This window comes from Variovorax sp. AC194, assembly GCF_979257995.1.
This window is the reverse complement of sequence record NZ_OZ409823.1, coordinates 2,036,456-2,056,700: the sequence shown is the minus strand read 5'-3', so window position 1 is coordinate 2,056,700 and position 20,245 is coordinate 2,036,456. Positions and strand designations below refer to the sequence as shown.

Sequence of the window (20,245 nt, the reverse complement as noted above, 5' to 3'; positions counted from 1 at the left end):
GACGGCGGCGCTGCGCTGCCTTCGGGGAGCCACACGATCCGAGCGATAGCGCTCAGTGCATTTGCGCCGGAGCCACCTGCACATGCTGCCGCACCGCCTCCAGCAACAGCGTGGCGAGCCGGCCGACCGGCGCCTCGGCGTTGGCCTGCGCGCGGTAGAGCGCCATCGACATTTGCGGCAGCGCCGGCAGGCCCACCACCGTGCGGTCGATCGCACGCACGTGCGAAGGCAGACCGAACGGCGTGCGCACCGTGAGGCCGAGGCCCGCCGAGCTCGCGGCCCACAAGGCCGCAAGGCTGGCACTGGTGAACGCATGGCGCCACGGCACGCCGGCGCGGTCGAGCGTCTTGGTGACGATGTCGCGCAGCGGGCACGGCGCATCGAGCAGCACCAGCGGCAGCGGCTCCCTGGACTTGCGCGCGCCGCGGCCTGCGCCTTCGCGGCGCTCGCGCTCCTTCCACCACGGCGCATCGAGCACGCCGACGGACGCGGGGCCGATCCACTGCAGCGGCAGGCGCGCCACGCGTTCGGCATGCAGCGACGGCGGATGGTCGCCCGCATCCCACGCGAGCGCGAGGTCGAGCTTTCCGAGTTCGAGGCGCTCGCGCAACTCGGCGCTGCGCGCGACGCAGGCCTCGATGCGCACCTTGGGATGCGCGCGCGCAAAGCGGCCGAGCACGGCGGGCAGCAGCGTCTCGCCGAAGTCTTCCTGCAGGCCCAGGCGCACCCAGCCCTGGAGGTCGGCGCCGCGCATGGCGGCGCTCGCTTCTTCGTTGAGTTCGAGCATGCGATGCGCGTAGGCCAGCAGCGTTTCGCCGGCATCGGTGAGCTCCAGGCCCCGGCCCGCCTTGCGGAACAGCACGGTGCCGGCCTGCGCCTCCAGCTTCTTCAATTGCGCGCTCACCGCGGAGGTCGAGCGCCCCAGCCGGTCGGCCGCGCGGGCGTAGCTGCCGAGCGCGATGCCGGTGGAAAAACTGCGCAGCACGTCGAGATCGAACATCACCTGGGACATGGATTCATCCTTTTCTGATCGTCCTGTTTTTGTGGACGATTCGCTCATTATTTTCTGATTTTCAAAACCTTGGCAACGGCGGAGACTTCGCCTCACCATGACCCAGTCGCCTCTTTCTCTTTCGCATTCGCCCCGCCACCGCTGGAAGGTGCTGGCCGCGGGCGTGGCCGCCAACGCGGCGTTCTCCGTGGCCTTCAGCGGCATCCCGATGACCGCGGTGCTGATGCGCACCGGCTACCAGCTGGACAACGCCACGCTCGGCCTCGTGCTCGGCCTCATGGGCCTGGGCATCGCGGTGAGCGAGTTGCCGTGGGGCCTCCTGACGGACCGCTGGGGCGACCGGCCGGTGCTGCTCACGGGCCTTGGCAGCACGGCGATCGCGCTCGTCGCGATGGCGCTCTGGGCCGCGCCGAGCGGGCAGCACATCCCTGGGCTCGGCTGGCTCGCTGCGGGCCTGCTGCTGGTCGGCCTGCTCGGCGGCAGCGTCAACGGCGCGAGCGGCCGCGCAGTGATGACATGGTTCGACGCCAGCGAACGCGGGCTCGCGATGAGCATTCGCCAGACTGCCGTGCCCTTGGGCGGCGGCATCGGCGCGCTGGTGCTGCCGTTCGTCGCATTGCACTTCGGCTTCGCCGCGCTCTACGGCCTGCTCGCGCTGCTGTGCGCGCTGAGTGCGCTGATGAGCTGGGCGTGGGTGCACGAGCCGCCGATCGCGCGCGATGCGCCGCGCACCTCATCGGCCACGGCCGAAGCGCCGAAGACCGGCCCGCTGCGCGATGCGCGCGTCTGGCGCATCGTGCTGGGCATCGGCATCCTCTGCGCGCCGCAGTTCGCGGTGCTGTCCTTCGGCACGGTGTTCCTGCACGACTTCGGCCACGCGGGCCTCGCGACGATCACGGCCACCATGGTCTTCACGCAGGTCGGCGCGATGGTGATGCGCGTGTGGAGCGGCCGCTGGACCGACCGCCGCCGCAACCGCCCCGCCTACCTGCGCGCCTGCAGCGCGCTCAGCGTCTTGTTGTTCGCCGCGCTGGCCGTGCTGGTGATGGCCGCGGGCACGCACACGGCCGATTCATTGGCGCTGCGCATCGCGCTGGTCGTGCTGCTGGGGGTGAGCGGCGTGTGCGTGTCGGCCTGGCACGGCGTGGCCTACACCGAGCTGGCCACGCTGGCGGGCGCGCCACGCGCCGGCACCGCGCTGGGCATGGCGAACACCAGCGTGTTCCTGGTGTGCTTCGTCACGCCCTTCTCGATTCCGCACCTGCTCGCGCTGCAGGGCTGGCCGATGGTGTGGCTCGCGGCGAGCGCCTGCGCGCTGGTGGCGATGCCGCTGCTGGTGCCGCGGCTGGCCGCTGCCGATCAGAAGCTCGCGAAGACGGCGTTGAGCCGGTCCACGTAAGCGCGCTTGGCGGCCTCGTCGATGAAGCTGCCCTCGAAGCTGTTGGCCGCGAGCTGCCAGGCATGCCGCACATTGAGGCCCGTGGCCTCGAAGGTCTGCGTGAAGTTCTGGTTCATGTAGCCGCCGAAGTAGGCGGGGTCGTCGGAGTTGACGGTGGCGACCAGCCCTGCATCGAGCAGCGCGCCCAGGTTGTGCTGCGACAGGTCCGGGAACACGCACAGCTTGAGGTTCGACAGCGGGCACACGGTCAGCGGAATGCGGTCTTGCGCGAGCCGCTTCATCAGCGCCGGGTCTTTCGCGCTCTGCACGCCGTGGTCGACGCGCTCGACCTTCAGCACATCGAGCGCGCTCCACACGTATCCGGGCGGGCCCTCTTCGCCCGCATGCGCGACCAGGTGCAGGCCCAGGTCGCGGCAGCGCGCGAACACGCGCGCGAACTTCTCGGGCGGATGGCCGACCTCGCTCGAATCCAGGCCCACGCCGATGAACTTGTCGCGGAACGGCAGCGCCTGCTCCAGCGTTTCGAACGCCTCTTCCTCGCTCAGGTGGCGCAGGAAACACAGGATGAGCGAGGCGCTCACGCCGAGCTTCGGCCCTGCATCGGCGCATGCGCGGTGCAGGCCGTCGATCACCGTTTGCATCGGCACGCCGCGCGCGGTGTGCGTCTGCGGGTCGAAAAACATCTCGGTGTGCACCACGTTGTCGGCCGCGGCGCGCTCGAGATAAGCCCAGGCCATGTCGTAGAAGTCCTGCGCTTTCAGCAGCACGCTCGCGCCGGCGTAGTAGATGTCCAGGAAGCTCTGCAGGTTGGTGAAGGCGTAGGCCTTGCGCAGTTCTTCGACGCTGGCATACGGAATGGCCACGCCGTTGCGCTGCGCGAGCGCGAAGATCAGCTCGGGTTCGAGCGAGCCTTCGATGTGCATGTGCAGCTCGGCCTTGGGCATGGCGCGCAGCAGTTCGGGAAGGCGGTCGGCGGGGATGCTGTCGAAGCGCGTGTCGTAGGCGGGGCGGAAATCGGTCATGGCGGGGAGACTCTGCGTTGTGATCCCGCACAGCATAAGCGCAGGCGGCGCGGTGTTTATCGCGGTGTCTATATTCGCGCCATACGGGCACCCCATGCAAAGAACGATTGGAGACAAGCAGTGCAGATCGATTTCCTCGGCATCCAGGCCTTTCTCGCGGTGGTGGAGAGCGGCAGCTTCGCGATGGCCGCGGCGCGGCTGCACCTGTCGCAGACCGCCGTCAGCCACCGCATGCGCAAGCTCGAAGAGAGCCTGGGCGTGGCGCTGGTCGTGCGCACCTCCCGCGGCATTGCGCTCACCGAGGCCGGCAACGCCCTGCTGCCGCGCGCGCGCAGCGCGGTGCAGCAGCTCGAAGTGTCCTTCGACGACGTGCGCCGCCACGGGCAGGACGCCACGCGCTGGGTCGCGTTCGGCTGCGTGCCCACCGTCTCGGCCAGCATCCTGGTGCCGCTGCTGCGGCGCGCGGCCGAGCGTTTTCCGCAGGTGCAGGTGCGGCTTTTCGACAGCTCTCCGGTGGAGGTGGCGGAGCTCGTGCAGGCCGGCACGGCCGCCTTCGGCATCACGCTCGCGCAGGGGGTGCCCGAGAAGCTCTCGGCGCAGCCCATCGCGCGCGAGCCCTTCGTGCTGGCCTGCCCGGCCGACCACCCTTTCGCGGCGCGGGCCAGCGTCGCCTGGGGCGAGCTGCTCGCGCAGCCGATGATCCGCATCAGCCTGCCCTCGGGCAACAGCATGACGATCGACGATGCGCTCGGGCCCTTGCGCGAGCAGGTGAACTGGCGCTACGAGGCGCAGCGCACCGCCATGGCGGTGGAGATGGTGCGCGGCGGCCTGGGCCTGACCGTCGTGCCCCGGCTGTGCGTGCGGGCCGGCGACGGCGTGGCGGCGGTGCCCATCGAGGGCCCGGAGATCACGCGCCTCCTGGTCGTGGCCACGCGCCCCGGCGTGCCGCTGCGCGCGGAAGAAAGCTTTCTCGCGGCGACGGCCGCCGCGCTGGTGCGCGAGCACCTCGCGGCCGGCGCGGGATAAATGAGCGCATCGCCGGGGGCATGAATGCCGTGCATGCCCGCGCCAAACAATTCAGTTGTGCGCGGGCCAGCCCCGTCCCTAGACTGCCGCCGATCCAGCACAAGACCGTGCGCAAGACAGCGGAGACACCATGCATCCTCGTTTTTTCCATGACCCGAGCCGGCGCCGCGTCGTCCTGGCCGCATTCGCCGCGGGCGCGGGCCTCGTCGGCGCAAGCGCCGTGCAGGCCCAGGGCAAGTACCCCTCGCAGCCGATCCGCATCGTCGTGCCGTTCGGCCCGGGCGGCCTGGCCGACATCTCCACGCGGCTCACCGCGCAGAAGCTCGGCGAGAAGCTCGGCACGCAGGTCGTCATCGACAACCGCCCCGGCGCGGGGGGCGTGGTGGCCGCGCAGTACGTGCTCGGCGCGGCGCACGACGGCTACACGCTGATCCTGTTCAGCAACGGCACCACCATCGCCACGAGCCTCCTGAAGCTGCCCTTCGATCCGCAGGCGGACTTCGTGCCGGTGTCGTCGCTGGGCTACTTCGACCTGAACCTGCTGGTCGCCAAGGACAGCCCGTTCGCCGACCTGAAAGCGCTGCTGGCCGAGAGCAAGAAGCGCCAGCTCACGCTCGGCACCATCAACCCCGGCAGCACGCAGCACCTGTCGGGCGAGCTCTTCAAGTCGGTCACGCAGCTGAACGCGGCCATCGTGCCTTTCAGGACCTCGGGCGAGGTGCAGATGGCGCTGCAGCGCGGCGACGTGGACGTGGGCTTCGAGTCTTACGCGGCGCTGCGCGGCGGCATCGATGCCGGCGTGCTGCGCGCGCTGGCCACCACCGGCCCCGCGCGCACGCCGTGGCTGCCCAAGGTGCCCACCGTGAAGGAAGCGGGCGTGGCCGGCTACGAAGTCACCGGCTGGAACGCGCTCTTTGCGCCCAAGGGCACGCCGCCCGCCATCGCGACCGCCCTCAATGCGGCCATGCGCGACATCCTGGCCGAGGCGGAGCTGCGCAAGCGCCTGCTAGGGCTGGGCGTCGACCCGAAGGCGAGCACGCAGGCCGAGATGGCCACGGTGTTCGAACGCGACCGGCTCAAGTGGGCACAGGTCATCAAGCAAGCCAACATCAAGATCTGAGATGCCTGTTTCCAATATTCCCGGCACGAACGTGCAGCGCCCCGACGCACCGCTGGTGGACACGCACGTCCACGTCTTCCGCAAGAACATGCCGCTCCTGCCCGACCCGCGGCACAGCCCCGACTACGAGTTCACCGCGCAGCAGCTGGAGGCCACGCTGGACGAACACGGCGTGAAATTCTGCGTGATCGCCGCGGCCAGCCCCTGGGGCGACTGCAACGACTACATGGCCGAGGCGCTGCGCACGCGGCCGCTGTGGCGCGGCACCGCGATCCTCGACCCCTCCACCAGCCGCTACGAACTCGAGGCGCTCGCACGCGACGGCTTCGTCGGCGTGCGCCTGCCCTTCATCAGCATGAAGGCGCTGCCGGACCTCTCGAGCTTCGACTACCGCAAGTTTCTCTACCGGCTGGCCGACATGGACTGGCACGTGCACCTGCACCTGGACGGCCCCCGCATTCCGCAGGTGCTGCCGCACCTGGAGCGCTCGGGCGTGAAGGTCGTCATCGACCACATCGGCCGGCCCGACCCGGTGCTGCGCGAGCGCTGCGCGGGCTTCGAGGCGGTCACGCGCTCGGTCGAGAAGGGCCGCACCTGGGTCAAGCTGTCGGGCGGTTATCGCCTGGGCGACCACGCCGCGGAACTGGCCCGCGAACTGTGCCGCCGCGTGGGCTACGACCGCATGCTGTGGGCGAGCGACTGCCCCTTCGTGGGCGTGGAATCCACCACCTATGCGAGCACGATCGCGTGGCTCGACGAGGCGGTGCCCGATGCCGCGATGCGCCGCGTGCTGGGGCTCAACGCCATCGACCTGTACTTTCGCAACCCGCGCGGCGCCGCATGATCGTCACCGATGCCCAGGTGCATGTGTGGGAGGCCCACCGGCCCGACCGCCCGTGGCCCGCTGAGCATCGCGCGAGCCCCGTCTTCGTCGCCGTGCCCGGCGCCCGGCCGCACCGCGCCGAGCCCATCGGTGCCGAGGAGATGGTGGCCCTGATGGACGCCGCCGGCGTGGCGCGCGCGGTGATCGTGCCGCCCTCGCCCGTGGGCGACTTCAACGACACCGCGCTGGAAGCGGCCGCGCAATACCCCGGCCGCTTCGCCGTGATGGGCCGCTTCGACCCGACCGCGCCCGGCGCACCGCAGGCGCTGGCCTCGTGGCTCGCGCAGCCGCACATGGCCGGCATCCGCATGACCTTTCACAAGCCGCCGTGGGATGCATGGCTGGACGACGCCACGCTGGACGCGTTCTGGGTCGATTGCGAGCGGCTCGGCATCCCGGTCATGCTGCTCATTCCGGGGCGGCTCGGCGCGCTGGAGCGCATCGCGCGGCGGCATCCGGGGCTGCAATTGATCATCGACCACCTGGGCCGCCGCAGCGACCTGCGCGACGACGCCTGCTTCGCGGACCTGGACGCGATGCTGCGCCTGGGCGCGCTGGAGAACGTCTCGGTGAAGGCCTCGGCCGCGCCGTGCTACAGCACCGAGGGCTATCCGTTCGCGAACCTGCGCCCGCATCTGAAGCGCGTGTACGAGCACTTCGGGCCGCGCCGCACCTTTTGGGGATCGGACGTCTCGCGCCTGCCCTGCACCTACCGGGAGGCGGTGGACCATTTCGTCGAAGCGCTCGACTTCATTCCGCGCGATGAACTGCCCTGGGTGATGGGGCGCGGGTTGTCGCGGGTGCTGAAGTGGGCGGAGCCGCAGATCGAATCCTCAGACGCCGCGCAGTGAATTCGGCCCTCAACGCGCCTTGAGCGCCCACAGCGCATCGAGCACGCGCTGCGTCGCGCGTTCGACGTGGCCTGACCGGTGGGCAATGCCCAGCTCCCGCCACAAGGCGGGGCGCAAGGGACGCATCGCGATGCGCGCATCCGGCTGCAACGCGCCCGCCTCATGCGGCAGGAGCGTTGCACCGTAGCCCGCGCCGACAAGGCTCTTGATCGCATCGTTGTAGTTGAGCTCGATCCGCGGTGCGGGCCGGTGGCCGCCGAGCGCGAACCATTCGGTGACGAGGCGTGACAGGCGCGTGGTGGTGTCGTTGAGGATCAGCGGCTGCGTCGCGAGCCACGCCGGCGAAACCCGCGCGGGCGCGCTCCAATCGGCCGGCAGGAAAGCCATGACGGGGTCGCGGCGCCAGGGGCGGATCGTCAATCCCGCGACCGGCGACTGCGGCAGCGCGACCAGCCCGACGTCCAGCTTGCCTTGCGCGAGGTGCGCCAGCGCGTCCTGCGAGGTCAGCACCGCGATCTGCACGTCGATGTCCGGGTGGTCCTCGCGAAGCCGCGCGATGGCCTGCGGCAACAGGTGCGAGATCGCGCCCGTCGAGGCGCCGAGCCGCACGCGCCCGGCCAAGCCGAGCACCTGCCGGCTCACGTCGTCCAGCGTCGATTCGATCTCGACCAGCAGCCGGCGCGCACGTTCCACCAGCAATTCGCCGACGGCCGACGGCCGCACGTTCCCGCGCCGCCGGGACAAGAGCGGCGCGCCCACGCGCTTCTCCAGCTCCGCGATGTGCAGGCTGACCGTCGGCGGCGCGAGGTGCAGCACCTGCGCTGCGGCGGCGAAGGAACCGTGGTCCGCGATGGCGACCAGCGTACGCAATCGATCGAGGCTGATTTCACGCATGGGAGATATCTTCTTCAGGAAAGATGAATCAGAAGTTCATCAAATTCAACTTTTCTTATTTTATCGGCCGAGGAAAAATTGGGGCTTATCCATCCAGAGACCGAATCAGGAGCGAGCGACACCATGCGTCTTCCGACCATCTTCATCGACGGTGACCAGGGCACCACCGGGCTGCAGATCCACGAGCGCCTGCGCGACCGCACCGACCTGCAGCTGCTGACCCTGCCGGCGGCCGAACGCAAGGACGCGCAGCGCCGCGCGGAGGCGATCAACGCCTGCGACATCGCGATCCTTTGCCTGCCGGATGCGGCGGCGCGCGAGGCGGCCGGCTTCATCCGGAACCCGGGTGTGCGCGTGATCGACGCGAGTTCGGCGCATCGCACGCACCCGGACTGGGTCTACGGCTTTCCCGAGATGGCCGAGGGGCATGCGCAACGGATTGCGCAGGCGCGGCGCGTGACCAATCCGGGTTGCTATCCGACAGGTGCCATCGCCCTGTTGCGGCCGCTGGTGGAAGCGGGCTTGCTGCCGCGCGATTACCCGGCTGCCGTCTATGCGACCTCCGGCTATTCGGGCGGTGGAAGGGCTGCGATCGATGCGCATGAAGCGAGCGACGCTCCAAACGTGGCGGCATCGCAGGTCTATGGCCTCGCGCTGGAGCACAAGCACACGCCCGAAATCCAGGGCTACGCCGGGCTCGCGCACCGTCCGTTCTTCGTGCCGGCTTACGGGGCCTACCGGCAGGGCATCGTGCTGACCGTGCCGATCGAGTTGCGCTTGCTGGCGGGCGGCGTCGACGGCGCCAGGCTGCAGGCATGCCTTGCGCAGCACTACGCGAATGCGCGGCACGTCAAGGTCCTGTCGCTGGAGGAGACGAAGGCGATGACGCACCTCGATCCGCAGGCGCTGAACGGAACCAACGATCTGCAACTGGGCGTGTTCGCCAACGCGGGCCACGGGCAGGTGCTGCTGTCCGCCGTGTTCGACAACCTGGGCAAGGGCGCGTCGGGCGCGGCCGTTCAGAACCTCGAATTGATGTTGGGCGCTTGAGCGCGCTGCTTTCGCTCCGGCGTTTCGGTGCGCCATGCGCTCATCGAACACGCTGATCTTCGGGGGGCCTCCACGCGGAGGCCCCAGGTCGACCGGCGGCGCCGGCCGATGTCAGATGCGAGCGCCCTTGCGCATGCATTCCTGATGCAGATCGACCGCATCACTCACGAGATCGAAGGCGATCCACATCACGTTGTCCCGGGCCTGCGGGCCGGCCTCCCAGAGCCAGTCGGCATCGCCGTAGCAGCACCACAGCAGCGACTTGAGCTGCGCGAGCTTGTTTTCGAGGATGTCCGATGCGGTCTGGGCGGAGACTTCGGGGGGTACGGGCGTGTTGTGCCCGGCTATAGTTCGTTTAGCCACTTGGTGTGCTCTTTCTTAAAGGGGTTGCACTTCATTTGGTCAGACGGCTGGGGGTGGTTCGCGCCCCCGGCCGTCGCCTTTTGTGCCTCGCGTTTGCATCGATGCGCAAGAGACGCATCGACGACCCGCCGCAAGGTGAGCGGTTCACGCATGCAGGGATCGCTGGGTGCTGGCCTCCACGCCCACTAGGTGGGTTCGGTTGATGTCGGGGCATTCACTTTAGAGAAGAGAAGGCCGGCGCGGCAACTGAATATGTCGAGTAAGTCTCGGTTCGCGCGGATCAACTGTGAACCGGTGTGACTTGCTAATTTCCTGGCTTGCGGCGCGGCGCTGCATCGCGTGCATCGCGTGCATCCCGATAGCGCTGCGGCGTCACGCCGTGCTGCCGCGCGAACGCGCGCTGCAGCGCATCCACCGAACGAAAGCCGCTGCGCGCCGCGATGCGCTCCTGTGGCCACTGCGTCTGCAGCAGCAATTGCGCCGCGGCCGCGACGCGCGTCTGCTCGACGAAGCGCGCGGGCGTGCTGCCCGTTTCCGCCGCGAAAGCGCGCGCGAAATTGCGCGGGCTCATCTGCACGCGCTCGGCCAGCAGTTCCACCGACAGCGCCTCCTGCGGATGCGTGCCGATCCACGCGACCAGCTCGCGCAGGCGATGGCTCGCCGCGCCTTGTGCCTGAAGCGCCTGGCTCAGCTGCGGTTGCTCGGCGCCGCGCAGCATCGGCAATGCGAGCGTGCGCGCGATGTCCATCGATACGGCGTGGCCGAGGTCGTCTTCGACCAATGCGAGCGCGAGTTCGATGCCGGTGGTGACGCCGGCCGATGTCCACACGGGCCCATCGCGCACATAGATGCGCTCGCGCTGCACGCGCGTCTGCGGCCGCAGTGCCTGCAGCTGGTCGCACCAGCGCCAGTGCGTGGTGGCCTCGCGGCCGTCGAGCAGGCCCGCCGCCGCGAGCGCGAAGGCACCGCTGCACACGCTCGCGACGCGGCGGATGTTCGGTGCGGCCTCTTTCAGCCACACGCCGATGCGGTGTTCGATGATGGCTTCGCGCACCGCGGGCTCGTCGCCGCCGGCCACGATCAGCGTGTCGATGGTGGCGGGCAGCTGCTGCAGCGTCAGCGTGCCGCCGAACTGCAAGCCGCCGTTGGTCGACACAGTGCCGCCGCCGGGCGAGGCGATGTGCAGGCGGTAGGTGCCGGGGCGCATCTGCTCGGCCTTGCTGAACACGCTGGCGGGGCCGGCGGCATCGAGCACCTCGACGCCGTCGAACACCACCAGCACCACGTCGCTGGCAGAAACCGCGGTGTCTTCGTCCTTGTGGGTCGGCGTGGGCATTCTTAACCTCGGGTCATCGTCACGTTGACAGGAGAACAGAGCCATGTGGAAAGCGGTGCGGAGAGCGCTGTACAGAGCAGTGTGGGCGCTGACCGGCGCCAGTATTGCAGCCTTTGCCCTCGCAGCCTGCGGCGCGGGCGCGCCGCTGCCGCCCGCACAGGCCGACGCGGCCGCGAGAGAGCGCGAGCAGCAGGCCTTCGTGGACGCCCTGAAGCCGCGCCGCGCGGGCAGGCCGGTGGTCGCCGTGCTCGCGCTGAACGAAGGCACCGAGATGACCGACCTGCTGCTGCCGCACGCGGTGCTCCAGCGCGCCGACGTGGCCGATGTGCGGATCGTGGCGCCGAAGAGCGGGCGGGTGACCCTGTACCCCGCGCTGCAGGTGGAAGGGGCGCAGGACTTCGCGAGCTTCGATCGTGCGAACCCTTCCGGCGCGGACTATGTGATCGTGCCCGCGATGATCGTCGAAGACGATCCCGCGGTGGCCGCGTGGCTGAAGCAGCAGGCGGCGCGGGGCGCGCGGGTGATCGGCGTCTGCTCCGGCGCGCTGGTGGTCGGCCACGCGGGCTTGCTCGACGGCCGCCGTTTCGCAGGCCATTGGTTCGATCGCAAGACGCTGCTCGAGCGCCACCCCGGCGCGACCTACGTGCCGCACCAACGCTACGTGATGGACCGCGACGTCGCCACCACCACCGGCATCACCGCCTCGGTGCCGACGATGCTGGCGCTGGTCGAGGCGATCGGCGGGCCGCAGAAGGCGAAGTCGATGGCGGCCGAATTGGGTGTGACTTCATGGAGCCCCGAGCACGACAGCGCGCCCTTCGGCCTGAACATGAAGCGGGGCGGCAGCTACCTGCTCAACAAGGCCGCGTTCTGGCGCGGCGAGCACCGGCAGGTCGATGTGCAGAACGGCACCGACGACATCGCGCTCGCGCTGGCTGCGGATGCGTGGACGCGCACGGGGCACGTCAGCGTGGATGCGGCGTCTGCAGCTGCGCCCGGCCCGGTCACGTTGCGCAGTGGGCTGGTGCTCGTGACGCAACCGGCGCGCGAAGGATCGATGCGCCTGCCGCTGTCTTCGTCGCTCAAGCCGGTGCAGCAGCTGGACCGCACGCTGTGCGAAATCGCCGCGCGGCATGGGGAGGCGCGGCGGGAATGGGTGATGCAGGAGATGGAATACCCGGGGCCGGGCGTGGCGGCGTGCGCGGGGTGATGGCGGCCGAGACCGGTGAAAGCACGCCGATCTACCATCGCGGCTCGCTCACTTGTCCTCCATCTCGCATGACCTCTTTCGACTTCGAAACGCTGCGCACCCAGATTCGCGAAGCCGCCCGCACCGCTTTCGCCGCGTTGCGCGCGCAGCACCCGAACGAACGCTTCTACGCGATGGCCCTCTACACCGACGACGGCGCGATGACGGTGTGCCCGAGCGCGAACAGCGAAGAAGCGCTGCAGCGCATCCTGTTGGACAACGATTGCACCGAGCCAGCGGACATCGCCTATTCACGCTGGGGGACTGCGGAGTGGGCCTACGAACACCAGCATGCAGGAGACTTCACCGCCGTGAGCGATCGCCTGCGTGCCCACGTGCTGAAGCAGAAGAGCGGCGGCCGCGCCTTCGCCGCCTTTCGTTCGCAGTTGCACGACGCGATGGTCAATGCACTGGCCGATCTGGACCAGGAGGGCTTCTTCGGGACCGGCACCGACAGGCAGGCGCTGACGCTCTTTTGCAGCATCTCGGACTCCGACGATGCGGAGGTGTTCGAGAACGACTCGGCGAAGCGGCTGAATCCGCCCGCGGTGTTCGCCAGGTTCAAGGCCCGCTGGGACGCGCCCTCCGCCTGATCACGCCGACACGATGGTCTTCGGCTCCAGGAACGCTTCCAGCCCGAACACGCCGTACTCCCGGCCCAGTCCCGATTGCTTGACGCCGCCGAATGGCGCCGTGAGCGCGGGCCGGATCGCGTTGACCATCACGCCGCCCGCCTCCAGCCGCTCGGCAACGCGGCGCGCGCGCCCGGTGTCCGAAGAAAAAACGTACGCCTGCAATCCATAGGGCGAGTCGTTGGCGATGCGCACCGCCTCTTCTTCGTCGCCGTAGGCCAGCAGGCACAGCACCGGGCCGAAGATTTCTTCGCGGGCGATCTGCATGTCGTTGCGCACGTCGGCAAACACGGTCGGCTTCACGAAGTAGCCGCGCGACAGATGCGCCGGCCGGCCTTCGCCGCCTGCAACGAGCGTGGCGCCCTCCTCCAGCCCCGAGCGAATGAAGCGCTGGATGCGGTCGTACTGGGCCTGGTTCACCAACGGCCCGATGAGCGTCTGCGGATCGCGCGGATCGCCCACGATGAGGCCCTCCACCGTGGTCTTGACGTGCTCGATCGCCTCGGCGAGCCGCGCGCGCGGCACCAGGATGCGCGTGCCGGCGATGCAGGCCTGGCCGCTGTTGAGAAAGCCCGCGCTCAATGCGAGCGGTATGGCCTGCGCGAGGTCCGCGTCTTCGAGGATGACGGTGGCGGACTTTCCCGTGAGCGCCAGGCTCACGCGCTTCATCGTCTCGGCGCCCGCGCGCAGGATCGCCTTGCCCGTGGGCGTCGAGCCGGTGAAGGAAATCTTGGCGATGCCGGGGTGCGTGCTGATCTCGCTGCCGACATCGGCCCCGCGGCCGTTCACGATGTTGACCACACCGGGCGGCAGGCCGGCATCGTGGATGGCTTCTGCAATCACCTGCGTCTGGATCGGGCTCAGCTCGCTAGGCTTGATGACGCACGCGCAGCCCGCCGCGAGGGCGCTCGCGAGCTTGTTGCAGATGGAGCCCGCGGTGCTGTTCCACGGCGTCATCAGCGCGGCGACGCCCACCGGCTCCATGACCACCGTGGCCTCGCCGACCTGGCGCGTGAACGCGTAGGCCTCAAGCGTCTTCACCGCGTTGGCGAAGCACTGCGAGGCGTAGTCGGCGACCCATTGCGCGCGCGACAGCGGGCCACCGTACTCCTCGATGGTGGCTTCGCGGATCTCGTCGGTGCGCGCGAGCACGGCCGCCTGCAGGCGCCGCAGCATCCCGATGCGCTCTTCTTTCGTGCTGCGGCCGAAGGCCGGTTGCGCGCGCTGCGCGGCGGCGATGGCGAGCCGCACGTCGTCGCGGTTGCCGAGCGTGACGGTGCCGATGCACGCCTCGGTGGCGGGGTTGACGATGTCGACGACTTCGCTGCCCTGCACGGGAACGAAGGCGCCGTCGATGTAGGCGTGAGAGAGGTGACGCATGGGACTGCTCCGTTTGCTTTCCCCGGAAATCCCCGGGTCATGGGCAATCTATGGCCGCGCGATCATCTTGATAAGATGGAAAATCTCGCATGACGCATCCCGGTATTCAGGACAATGCACAAGACAGGGCTGATTGAATTCGAGGCGGTGCTGGCCGTCGCACGGCGCCAGAGCTTCCGGGCCGCGGCGGTGGAACTGGGCATGTCCACCTCGGCGCTCAGCAGCGCGGTGGCCGGGCTGGAGGCGCGGCTGGGCGCGCGGCTCTTTCACCGCACCACGCGCAGCGTGTCGCTGACCGAGGCGGGTCACGCGTTCCTCGCCCGCATCGAGCCGGCGATCGCGCAGATCCAGGGCGCGATGAGCGACCTCAACGACCAGCGCGCCACACCCACCGGCACCCTGCGCATCAACAGCTCGCTGGGCGCGGCGCGCATGGTCTTCGCGCCGATCGTTTGCGAGTTCCTGCGGCGCCATCCGGCGATGACGGTGGACATCGTCACCGAAGGCCGCATGGTCGATATCGTCGGCGAAGGCTTCGACGTGGGCATCCGACCCAGCGAACTGGTGCCGCGCGACATGGTGCGCGTGCCCATCGGCGCGAGGCTGCGCATGGTGGTGGTCGGCTCGCCCGGCTACTTTGCGAAGCACCCGGCGCCGGGCTCGCTCGCCGATCTGTCCGCGCACCAATGCATACGCGCCCGCCTGCCCAGCGGCGTGCCCTCGCCATGGGAATTCATGGCCAAGGGCAAGGTGCAGGCGCTCGAGGTGCCGGGCCGCCTGATCCTCGATGCGCCGGCCCTGATGCTCGATGCGGCGCGGCAAGGCATGGGCCTCGCGCAAGTGGCCGAGTGGTACATCGAGGAAGACGTGGCGAGCGGCCGCCTCGTGCGCGTGCTGGACGACCGGATGCCGGCCGTCGCGGGGCTGGCGCTCTACTACTCGGGGCGGCGGCACATCTCCGCGGGGCTGCGCGCGTTCATCGACCTCATCCACGAGGTGAATGAAACGGGGGCGATGGCGCGGTAGCGGTTCAGTCGACGCGAATGTTGCGCGCCTTCACCAGCGCGCTCACCCGCCCCGTCTCGTCCTGCACGAACTTCGCGAACGCCTCGGGCGTGGTGCCTGCGGGCTCCAGGCCGAACTGCAGGAGCTTCTGCTTCACGACGGGGTCGTTGACCGCCGCCTGCACGGCCTTGCCCAGCCGCTGCACCACATCGGGTGGCGTGCCCTTGGGCAGGAACACGCCGTTCCACTCGACCACGTTGTAGCCCGGCAGGCCCGACTCGGCGAGCGTCGGCGTATCGGGCAATCCGTTCACGCGCTTGCTGGAGCTCACCGCGAGCGCGCGCAGCTTGCCCGACTTGACGTAGCCCAGGGTCGAGGCCACGTTGCCGAAGTAGGAGGACACCTGCTCGCCCATCACGTCGGTCAGTGCGGGCGCGCCGCCCTTGTAGGGCACGTGCATCAGGTTGACCTTGGCCTGCTCGTTCAGCGCCTCGCCGGCCAGGTGCGAGCCGGTGCCGCCGCCGGCCGAGGCGAAGCTCAGCTTGCCGGGGTTCTTGCGCGCGAAATCGAGGAACTCGGCCACCGTCTTGTAGGGCGCGGTGGCGGGCACGACAAGAATCTGCGGCGCGGTGGCCACCAGCGAAACGGGAATGAAATCCCTGGCCGCATCGAACGGCAACTTGCGCAGCGACGGGTTCACCGAGAACGCCGAGGCGTCGTAGAGCACGGTGTAGCCGTCGGCGGGCGCCTTGGCCACGTTGTCTTCGCCGATCACGCCGCCCGCGCCGGGCTTGTTGTCGATGACGATCTGCTGGCCGAGCGCGGCGCTCAGCTGCTGCGCGACCACGCGCGCGGTGTTGTCGGCGCCGCCACCCGCGGCGTACGGCACGACCATGCGGATGGGCTTGTCGGGCCACGCGGCCCAGCCGAGCAACGGGGCGCACGCGGCCAGCGCGGCGATGGATTTCAGGAGGCGTCTCTTCGTCATTCGGATGTCTCGGTCTTTGTCGTTTCGGGAAAGTCGTAGAGCTGCGCCGGGTTCTCCACCAGCACACGATGGCGCACGGCTTCGTCGGGCACCCACTGGCTCAGGAGATCGAACAGCACCGCGTCGTCGGGCTTGTTGACCGGCTCGGTCGGGTGCGGCCAGTCGCTGCCCCACACCACGCGCTCGGGCGCCTGGCGGACCCAGGCCCTGGCGATGGCCGTCGTGTCGGCGTAGCGGCCCGCGGCGCCGGCTTTCGAATCGAGGTAGGGGCCGGAGAGCTTGACCCACGTGCGGCCGTTGTCGCGCAGCCGGCTCACCACATCGAACGCGCGATGCGAGAGCGCATCGGGCAGCGGCAGGCGCGCGAGGTGGTCGAAGACGATGGTGCATGGCAGGCGGGCGAGCAGGTCCGCGTGCGCCGCGATCTGGTCGGCACTCCAGTGCAGTTGCACATGCCAGCCGAGCGCGTGCACGCGCTGCGCGAGCGGCTCGACCATCGAGAAATCGGTGGCGGCATTGGCGCTCGTGTAGAGCGTAAAGCGGATGCCGCGAATGCCGCCCGCGTGCAGGCGCTCGAGCTCGGCATCGCTCACGTCGGGGCGGAGCACCGCGACACCGCGTGTCTGCGTGGCGCCGAGCGCGCGGATCGCATCCAGCGTCACGCTGTTGTCGGTGCCGTGCACGCGCGGCTGCACGACGACCGTGCGCTCGGTGCCGATGCGTTGCTGCAGCAGGCGGTAGTCGGCGGCGGTGGCTTTGTCGACCATCGCATCGGGCGAGCCGTGCAGCGCGAAGCGGCGGTCGTAGATGTGCATGTGCGCATCGCACGCGCCCGCCGGTGCCGCGCTCGCGGGCCGGCGCGTGCCGCTGCTGTTGGGGTAGACGGCGTCCATGCGCGTATCAGTCCGCCGCGCTCGCGGTCTTCAGCACCTTGTCGGTGTGCTGCCCCAGCGTCGGCGCGGCGAAGGGCTCGGGGCCCGGCGTGCGGCCGAACTTCACGGCGCGCGTGAAGCCGCGATACGAACCGAGCGTGGGGTGCGCGAAGTTCGCGACCATGTCCTCGGCCAGCACCTGTTCGTTGTCGAACATGTCCTCGACGGTGCGAGCGGCCGCGCAGGGCACCTCTTCGCCGAAGAGCTCTTCCCATTCGAGCGCGGTGCGCGCAGCCAGCGCCTCGCGCAGGCGCGGCACGATCTCGGCGAAGTGCTGCGCGCGCTTGCGCACCGAGTCGTAGCGCTCGTCGGCCGCGAGCTCGGGCAGGCCCACCTTGGCGCACAGCGCCTGCCAGAAGTGCGGCGTGTTGGCCGAGATGTACAGGTGGCCTTCGCGCGTCGGGTGCAGGCCGGTGATGCCGCCCGAGCGCATGTCGCGCCCCACGTCTTTGGGCTCGCCCTCGGCCCACACCATGCGCGCCGATTGCATCGTGAGCGCGGAGCGCAACAGCGACACGCCGACGAACTGGCCTTCGCCGCTTTTCTCGCGCTCGTACAGCGCCGAGGCCACGCCCGCGGCCACCAGCGCGGCCGCGTAGTAGTCGACCACCGAGCCGTAGATGATCTCGGGCGGCTCGCCGCGCTTGCCCTGCAGCGCGCACATGCCGGTCATGCTCTGCAGCACCTGGTCGTAGCCGGCTTTCTCCCGCAGCGGACCGGTCTCGCCGTAGCCCGTGAGGCTGCAATAGATCAGGCGCGGATTGACGGCCTTCAGCTGGTCGTACGCAATGCCCAGCCGCGGCGGCACGCTCGGGCGGAAGTTGTGCACCAACACGTCGGCGGTGCGCACCAGCGCCATCAGCGCGGCCAGGTCTTGGGCATTCTTCAGGTCGAGCACCACGCCCAGCTTGCTGCGGTTCACGCCGATGAAGGCGCGGCTCTCGGCTTCGAGCGTCGAGGGGTACTTGCGCAGGTTGTCGCCCGTGGGCGGCTCGATCTTGATGACCTCGGCGCCCTGGTCGGCCAGCAGCGAGCAGCCGTAGGGCCCCGCGATGTAGGCGCTCAGGTCGAGCACGCGCAGGCCGCTGAGCGGCCCCGCAGGGCCGGTGCGCGCGGGCAGGCTTGTGTCGTCTTGCGGGGCGTCGATGGTCATGGATCGTTCTTTCTTCAATGCTCAGTCGGCGGTGATGTTCTGCTGCTTGGCCAGCTTCTTCCAGCGCTCGACGTCCTCGGCGATGACCGTGCCGAACTGCGCGGGCGAGAGCGGCGTGGCGATGGCGCCTTCGCGCAGGAAGTTGGCGGTGATCTCGGGCTTGGCAATGATCTTGTTCACCGCGCCGTTGAGCTTCGCCACCACGTCGGGCGGCGTGCCCACGGGCGCCAGCAGGCCCCACCAGAGTTCGAATTCGTAGCCGGGCACGGCCGTGGACATGGGCGTGAGGTCGGGCGCGATCGGGCTGGGCTTCAGGCTCGTGATGCCGACCGCGCGCAGCTTGCCCGCGCGCACCATCGGCAACAGCGACGGCCCGCTGGAGATCAACAGCTGCGTCTGGTTGCCGATCAGGTCGGTCACGGCCGGGCCCATGCCCTTGTAGGGGATGTGCGCGATCTGCAGGTCGCCCACCTTGGCCTTGAGCAGTTCGGTGCCGAACTGGTTGACGCTGCCCGAGCCGGAGGAGGCGTAGTTGTACTGCCCCGGCTTGGCCTTGATGGCCGCGATGAGCTCGGCCGGCGTCTTGGCGGGAAAGTCGTTGTTCACCGCGACGATGAACGGGCCCTTGGCGAACATGGCGATGGGCGCGAGGCCCTTGACCGGATCGAACGGCAGCTTCGACTGCACGGCAGCGTTGGTCGTCATGCTCGAGGACACGGCCACGAGCGTGTAGCCATCGGGCGCGGCCTTGGCGACCTGCCCGGTGCCGGTGTTGCCGCTCGCGCCGGGGCGGTTGTCGATGATGACCGGTTGCTTCAGTTCATCGCCCAGTTCCTTGGCCACCTGGCGCGCGAAGGTGTCGTTGGAGCCGCCCGCGGGATAGGGGACGACGATGGTGATGGTCTTGGTCGGGTACGCGGTCTGTGCGAATGCGCTGCCGCTCAACAGACAGCCGCCGGCGATGGCAGCAACAACGAGCGTGCGCAGGCCAAGCGATGGTGAAATCTTCATTTGTCTTGTCTCCTGATTTTTTAAGAAAGCGAAAAACTCAGCCCGGCAGCAGGCCCAGGCTGCGCGCGCTCGCGACGATGGCGCGTGCGCGAATCACGAAAGGGATGTCGATCATTTTTCCGTCCACCACGTAGGCGCCCACGCCCCTGGCATCGGCGTCGCGCGCGGCCTCGACCACCTTGCAGGCGTGCGCGATCTCTTCATCGGTGGGCCGGAACACCTCGTTGGCGATCGCGATCTGGCTCGGGTGGATGCAGGTCTTGCCGAGGAAGCCGAGGTTGCGCGACAGCATGGCCTCGGCGCGAAAGCCGTCGGCATCGCGAATATCCGCGAACGCGCCGTCGTAGGCATAGACGCCCGCCTCGCCCGCGGCGATGCGCATCGCGAACATCGCCTGCCCGATCGCGGCCGGCTCGCGCCGCGCGATGCCCAGCGGCTCGAACAGATCACCGAGCCCCAGCTGCAGCCCCGCCACGCGCGAATGCGCAGCGCCCAGCTGCGCCGCGGTGCGCAAGGCCGACGGCGCCTCGATGTTCAGCAGCAGGCCGATGGGCGCGCGCACGCCGTTCGCCTGCTCGGCGCGCTCGATGGCCTCGACGGCCGCGCGCACATGCGCCGGACTCTCGGGCTTGGGAATGTTGATGAGGTGCACGCCGGGCTGGGCGACCGCGGCGATGTCGTCGGCGAAGTGCGGCGTGTCCATCGCATTGACGCGCACGATCACTGTCTTGCCCGATGCGGCCGGCTCGCCGCTTCGCAGCAGTTGCCGCACGGCATCGCGCGCCTCGCCCTTGCGCGGCTCGGACACCGCATCCTCCAGGTCGAAACACACGCCATCGGCTGCGCCGCTCAAGGCCTTGGCGAACAACTCGGGGCGGGTTCCGGGAACGAACAGTTTGCTTCTCATGCAGCGCAGTGTGCGCAGCGCATGAGCAAAGA

At 69.3% G+C, this 20,245-nt stretch carries 20 protein-coding genes; 9 read left to right on the top strand and 11 right to left on the bottom strand.

Translation table 11 applies throughout. The annotated features are described in order from the left end of the window. Positions 1-52: 52 nt before the first annotated feature. Positions 53-1,012: a LysR substrate-binding domain-containing protein gene (locus ACZYRS_RS09890; RefSeq protein ID WP_463419089.1), complete on the bottom strand. Its 960-nt coding sequence runs from the start codon at positions 1,010-1,012 to the stop codon at positions 53-55. 97 nt (positions 1,013-1,109) lie between these two features. On the opposite strand from ACZYRS_RS09890, the gene ACZYRS_RS09885 reads away from it, so the two are divergent. Next, positions 1,110-2,411: an MFS transporter gene (locus ACZYRS_RS09885; RefSeq protein ID WP_463419088.1), complete on the top strand. Its 1,302-nt coding sequence runs from the start codon at positions 1,110-1,112 to the stop codon at positions 2,409-2,411. Here ACZYRS_RS09885 and ACZYRS_RS09880 read toward each other — a convergent pair. Continuing rightward, entirely contained in the window at positions 2,372-3,433 is a 1,062-nt protein-coding gene (locus ACZYRS_RS09880) for an adenosine deaminase (protein WP_463419087.1), read from the bottom strand. The two genes, ACZYRS_RS09885 and ACZYRS_RS09880, sit on opposite strands and share 40 nt — an antisense overlap. Positions 3,434-3,553: 120 nt before the next feature. Between ACZYRS_RS09880 and ACZYRS_RS09875 the strand changes: the two genes are divergently transcribed. The 4 genes from ACZYRS_RS09875 (at position 3,554) to ACZYRS_RS09860 (ending at position 7,313) form a co-directional block, all read left to right on the top strand. Then, positions 3,554-4,459 (top strand): LysR family transcriptional regulator, encoded by a 906-nt coding sequence (locus tag ACZYRS_RS09875; RefSeq protein ID WP_463419086.1) that lies wholly within the window; start codon positions 3,554-3,556, stop codon positions 4,457-4,459. Positions 4,460-4,589: 130 nt separating this feature from the next. Then, positions 4,590-5,579, top strand: coding sequence for a Bug family tripartite tricarboxylate transporter substrate binding protein (locus ACZYRS_RS09870; RefSeq protein ID WP_463419085.1), 990 nt, complete (start codon positions 4,590-4,592; stop codon positions 5,577-5,579). Position 5,580: 1 nt separating this feature from the next. Beyond that, entirely contained in the window at positions 5,581-6,423 is an 843-nt protein-coding gene (locus ACZYRS_RS09865) for an amidohydrolase family protein (protein WP_463419084.1), read from the top strand. Next, positions 6,420-7,313: an amidohydrolase family protein gene (locus tag ACZYRS_RS09860; RefSeq protein WP_463419083.1), complete on the top strand. Its 894-nt coding sequence runs from the start codon at positions 6,420-6,422 to the stop codon at positions 7,311-7,313. The genes ACZYRS_RS09865 and ACZYRS_RS09860 overlap by 4 nt, the downstream gene beginning before the upstream one ends. 9 nt (positions 7,314-7,322) lie before the next feature. Here the strand turns inward: ACZYRS_RS09860 and ACZYRS_RS09855 are convergent, their stop codons facing one another. Further along, positions 7,323-8,207: a LysR family transcriptional regulator gene (locus tag ACZYRS_RS09855; RefSeq protein WP_198786864.1), complete on the bottom strand. Its 885-nt coding sequence runs from the start codon at positions 8,205-8,207 to the stop codon at positions 7,323-7,325. 123 nt (positions 8,208-8,330) lie between these two features. Between ACZYRS_RS09855 and argC the strand changes: the two genes are divergently transcribed. Next, positions 8,331-9,257 carry an N-acetyl-gamma-glutamyl-phosphate reductase gene (gene argC / locus ACZYRS_RS09850; RefSeq protein ID WP_463419082.1) on the top strand — a complete coding sequence of 309 codons (927 nt, stop codon included), beginning with the start codon at positions 8,331-8,333 and terminating at the stop codon, positions 9,255-9,257. Positions 9,258-9,368: 111 nt separating this feature from the next. On the opposite strand, the gene ACZYRS_RS09845 is transcribed toward argC, so the two are convergent. Both ACZYRS_RS09845 and ACZYRS_RS09840 read right to left on the bottom strand, forming a co-directional pair. Continuing rightward, positions 9,369-9,620 (bottom strand): hypothetical protein, encoded by a 252-nt coding sequence (locus tag ACZYRS_RS09845; RefSeq protein WP_463419081.1) that lies wholly within the window; start codon positions 9,618-9,620, stop codon positions 9,369-9,371. Positions 9,621-9,924: 304 nt separating this feature from the next. Then, complete coding sequence (locus ACZYRS_RS09840) at positions 9,925-10,956, bottom strand: GlxA family transcriptional regulator (protein ID WP_463419080.1); 1,032 nt, start codon at positions 10,954-10,956, stop codon at positions 9,925-9,927. A gap of 43 nt (positions 10,957-10,999) precedes the next feature. On the opposite strand from ACZYRS_RS09840, the gene ACZYRS_RS09835 reads away from it, so the two are divergent. Beyond that, positions 11,000-12,166, top strand: a complete 1,167-nt coding sequence (locus tag ACZYRS_RS09835; protein ID WP_463419079.1) for a DJ-1/PfpI family protein — start codon at positions 11,000-11,002, stop codon at positions 12,164-12,166. Beyond that, complete coding sequence (locus tag ACZYRS_RS09830; protein WP_463419078.1) at positions 12,166-12,798, top strand: DUF4303 domain-containing protein; 633 nt, start codon at positions 12,166-12,168, stop codon at positions 12,796-12,798. The genes ACZYRS_RS09835 and ACZYRS_RS09830 overlap by 1 nt, the downstream gene beginning before the upstream one ends. Here ACZYRS_RS09830 and ACZYRS_RS09825 read toward each other — a convergent pair whose 3' ends face one another. Next, positions 12,799-14,217, bottom strand: coding sequence for an aldehyde dehydrogenase family protein (locus ACZYRS_RS09825; protein WP_463419077.1), 1,419 nt, complete (start codon positions 14,215-14,217; stop codon positions 12,799-12,801). A gap of 114 nt (positions 14,218-14,331) precedes the next feature. Here ACZYRS_RS09825 and ACZYRS_RS09820 point away from each other — a divergent pair, with 114 nt between their 5' ends. Further along, the gene (locus ACZYRS_RS09820) at positions 14,332-15,243 is read left to right on the top strand and encodes a LysR family transcriptional regulator (protein ID WP_463419076.1); all 912 of its coding nucleotides are present in this window, start codon (positions 14,332-14,334) and stop codon (positions 15,241-15,243) included. Between the two features lie 4 nt (positions 15,244-15,247). Here the strand turns inward: ACZYRS_RS09820 and ACZYRS_RS09815 are convergent, their stop codons facing one another. Genes ACZYRS_RS09815 through ACZYRS_RS09795 form a run of 5 tightly spaced genes read right to left on the bottom strand, consistent with a single transcriptional unit; the run spans position 15,248 to position 20,213 of the window. Then, entirely contained in the window at positions 15,248-16,210 is a 963-nt protein-coding gene (locus ACZYRS_RS09815) for a tripartite tricarboxylate transporter substrate binding protein (protein ID WP_463419075.1), read from the bottom strand. Then, complete coding sequence (locus tag ACZYRS_RS09810) at positions 16,207-17,103, bottom strand: amidohydrolase family protein (protein WP_463419074.1); 897 nt, start codon at positions 17,101-17,103, stop codon at positions 16,207-16,209. Before ACZYRS_RS09810 ends, ACZYRS_RS09815 begins: the two co-directional genes overlap by 4 nt. Before the next feature lie 7 nt (positions 17,104-17,110). Beyond that, positions 17,111-18,295, bottom strand: coding sequence for a CaiB/BaiF CoA transferase family protein (locus ACZYRS_RS09805; protein ID WP_463419073.1), 1,185 nt, complete (start codon positions 18,293-18,295; stop codon positions 17,111-17,113). A gap of 21 nt (positions 18,296-18,316) precedes the next feature. Further along, positions 18,317-19,306 (bottom strand): tripartite tricarboxylate transporter substrate binding protein, encoded by a 990-nt coding sequence (locus ACZYRS_RS09800; RefSeq protein WP_198786853.1) that lies wholly within the window; start codon positions 19,304-19,306, stop codon positions 18,317-18,319. A 37-nt stretch (positions 19,307-19,343) separates the two neighbouring features. Further along, a complete protein-coding gene (locus ACZYRS_RS09795; protein WP_463419072.1) occupies positions 19,344-20,213 on the bottom strand; it encodes an HpcH/HpaI aldolase/citrate lyase family protein in 870 nt (289 codons plus the stop codon). Positions 20,214-20,245 lie beyond the last annotated feature (32 nt).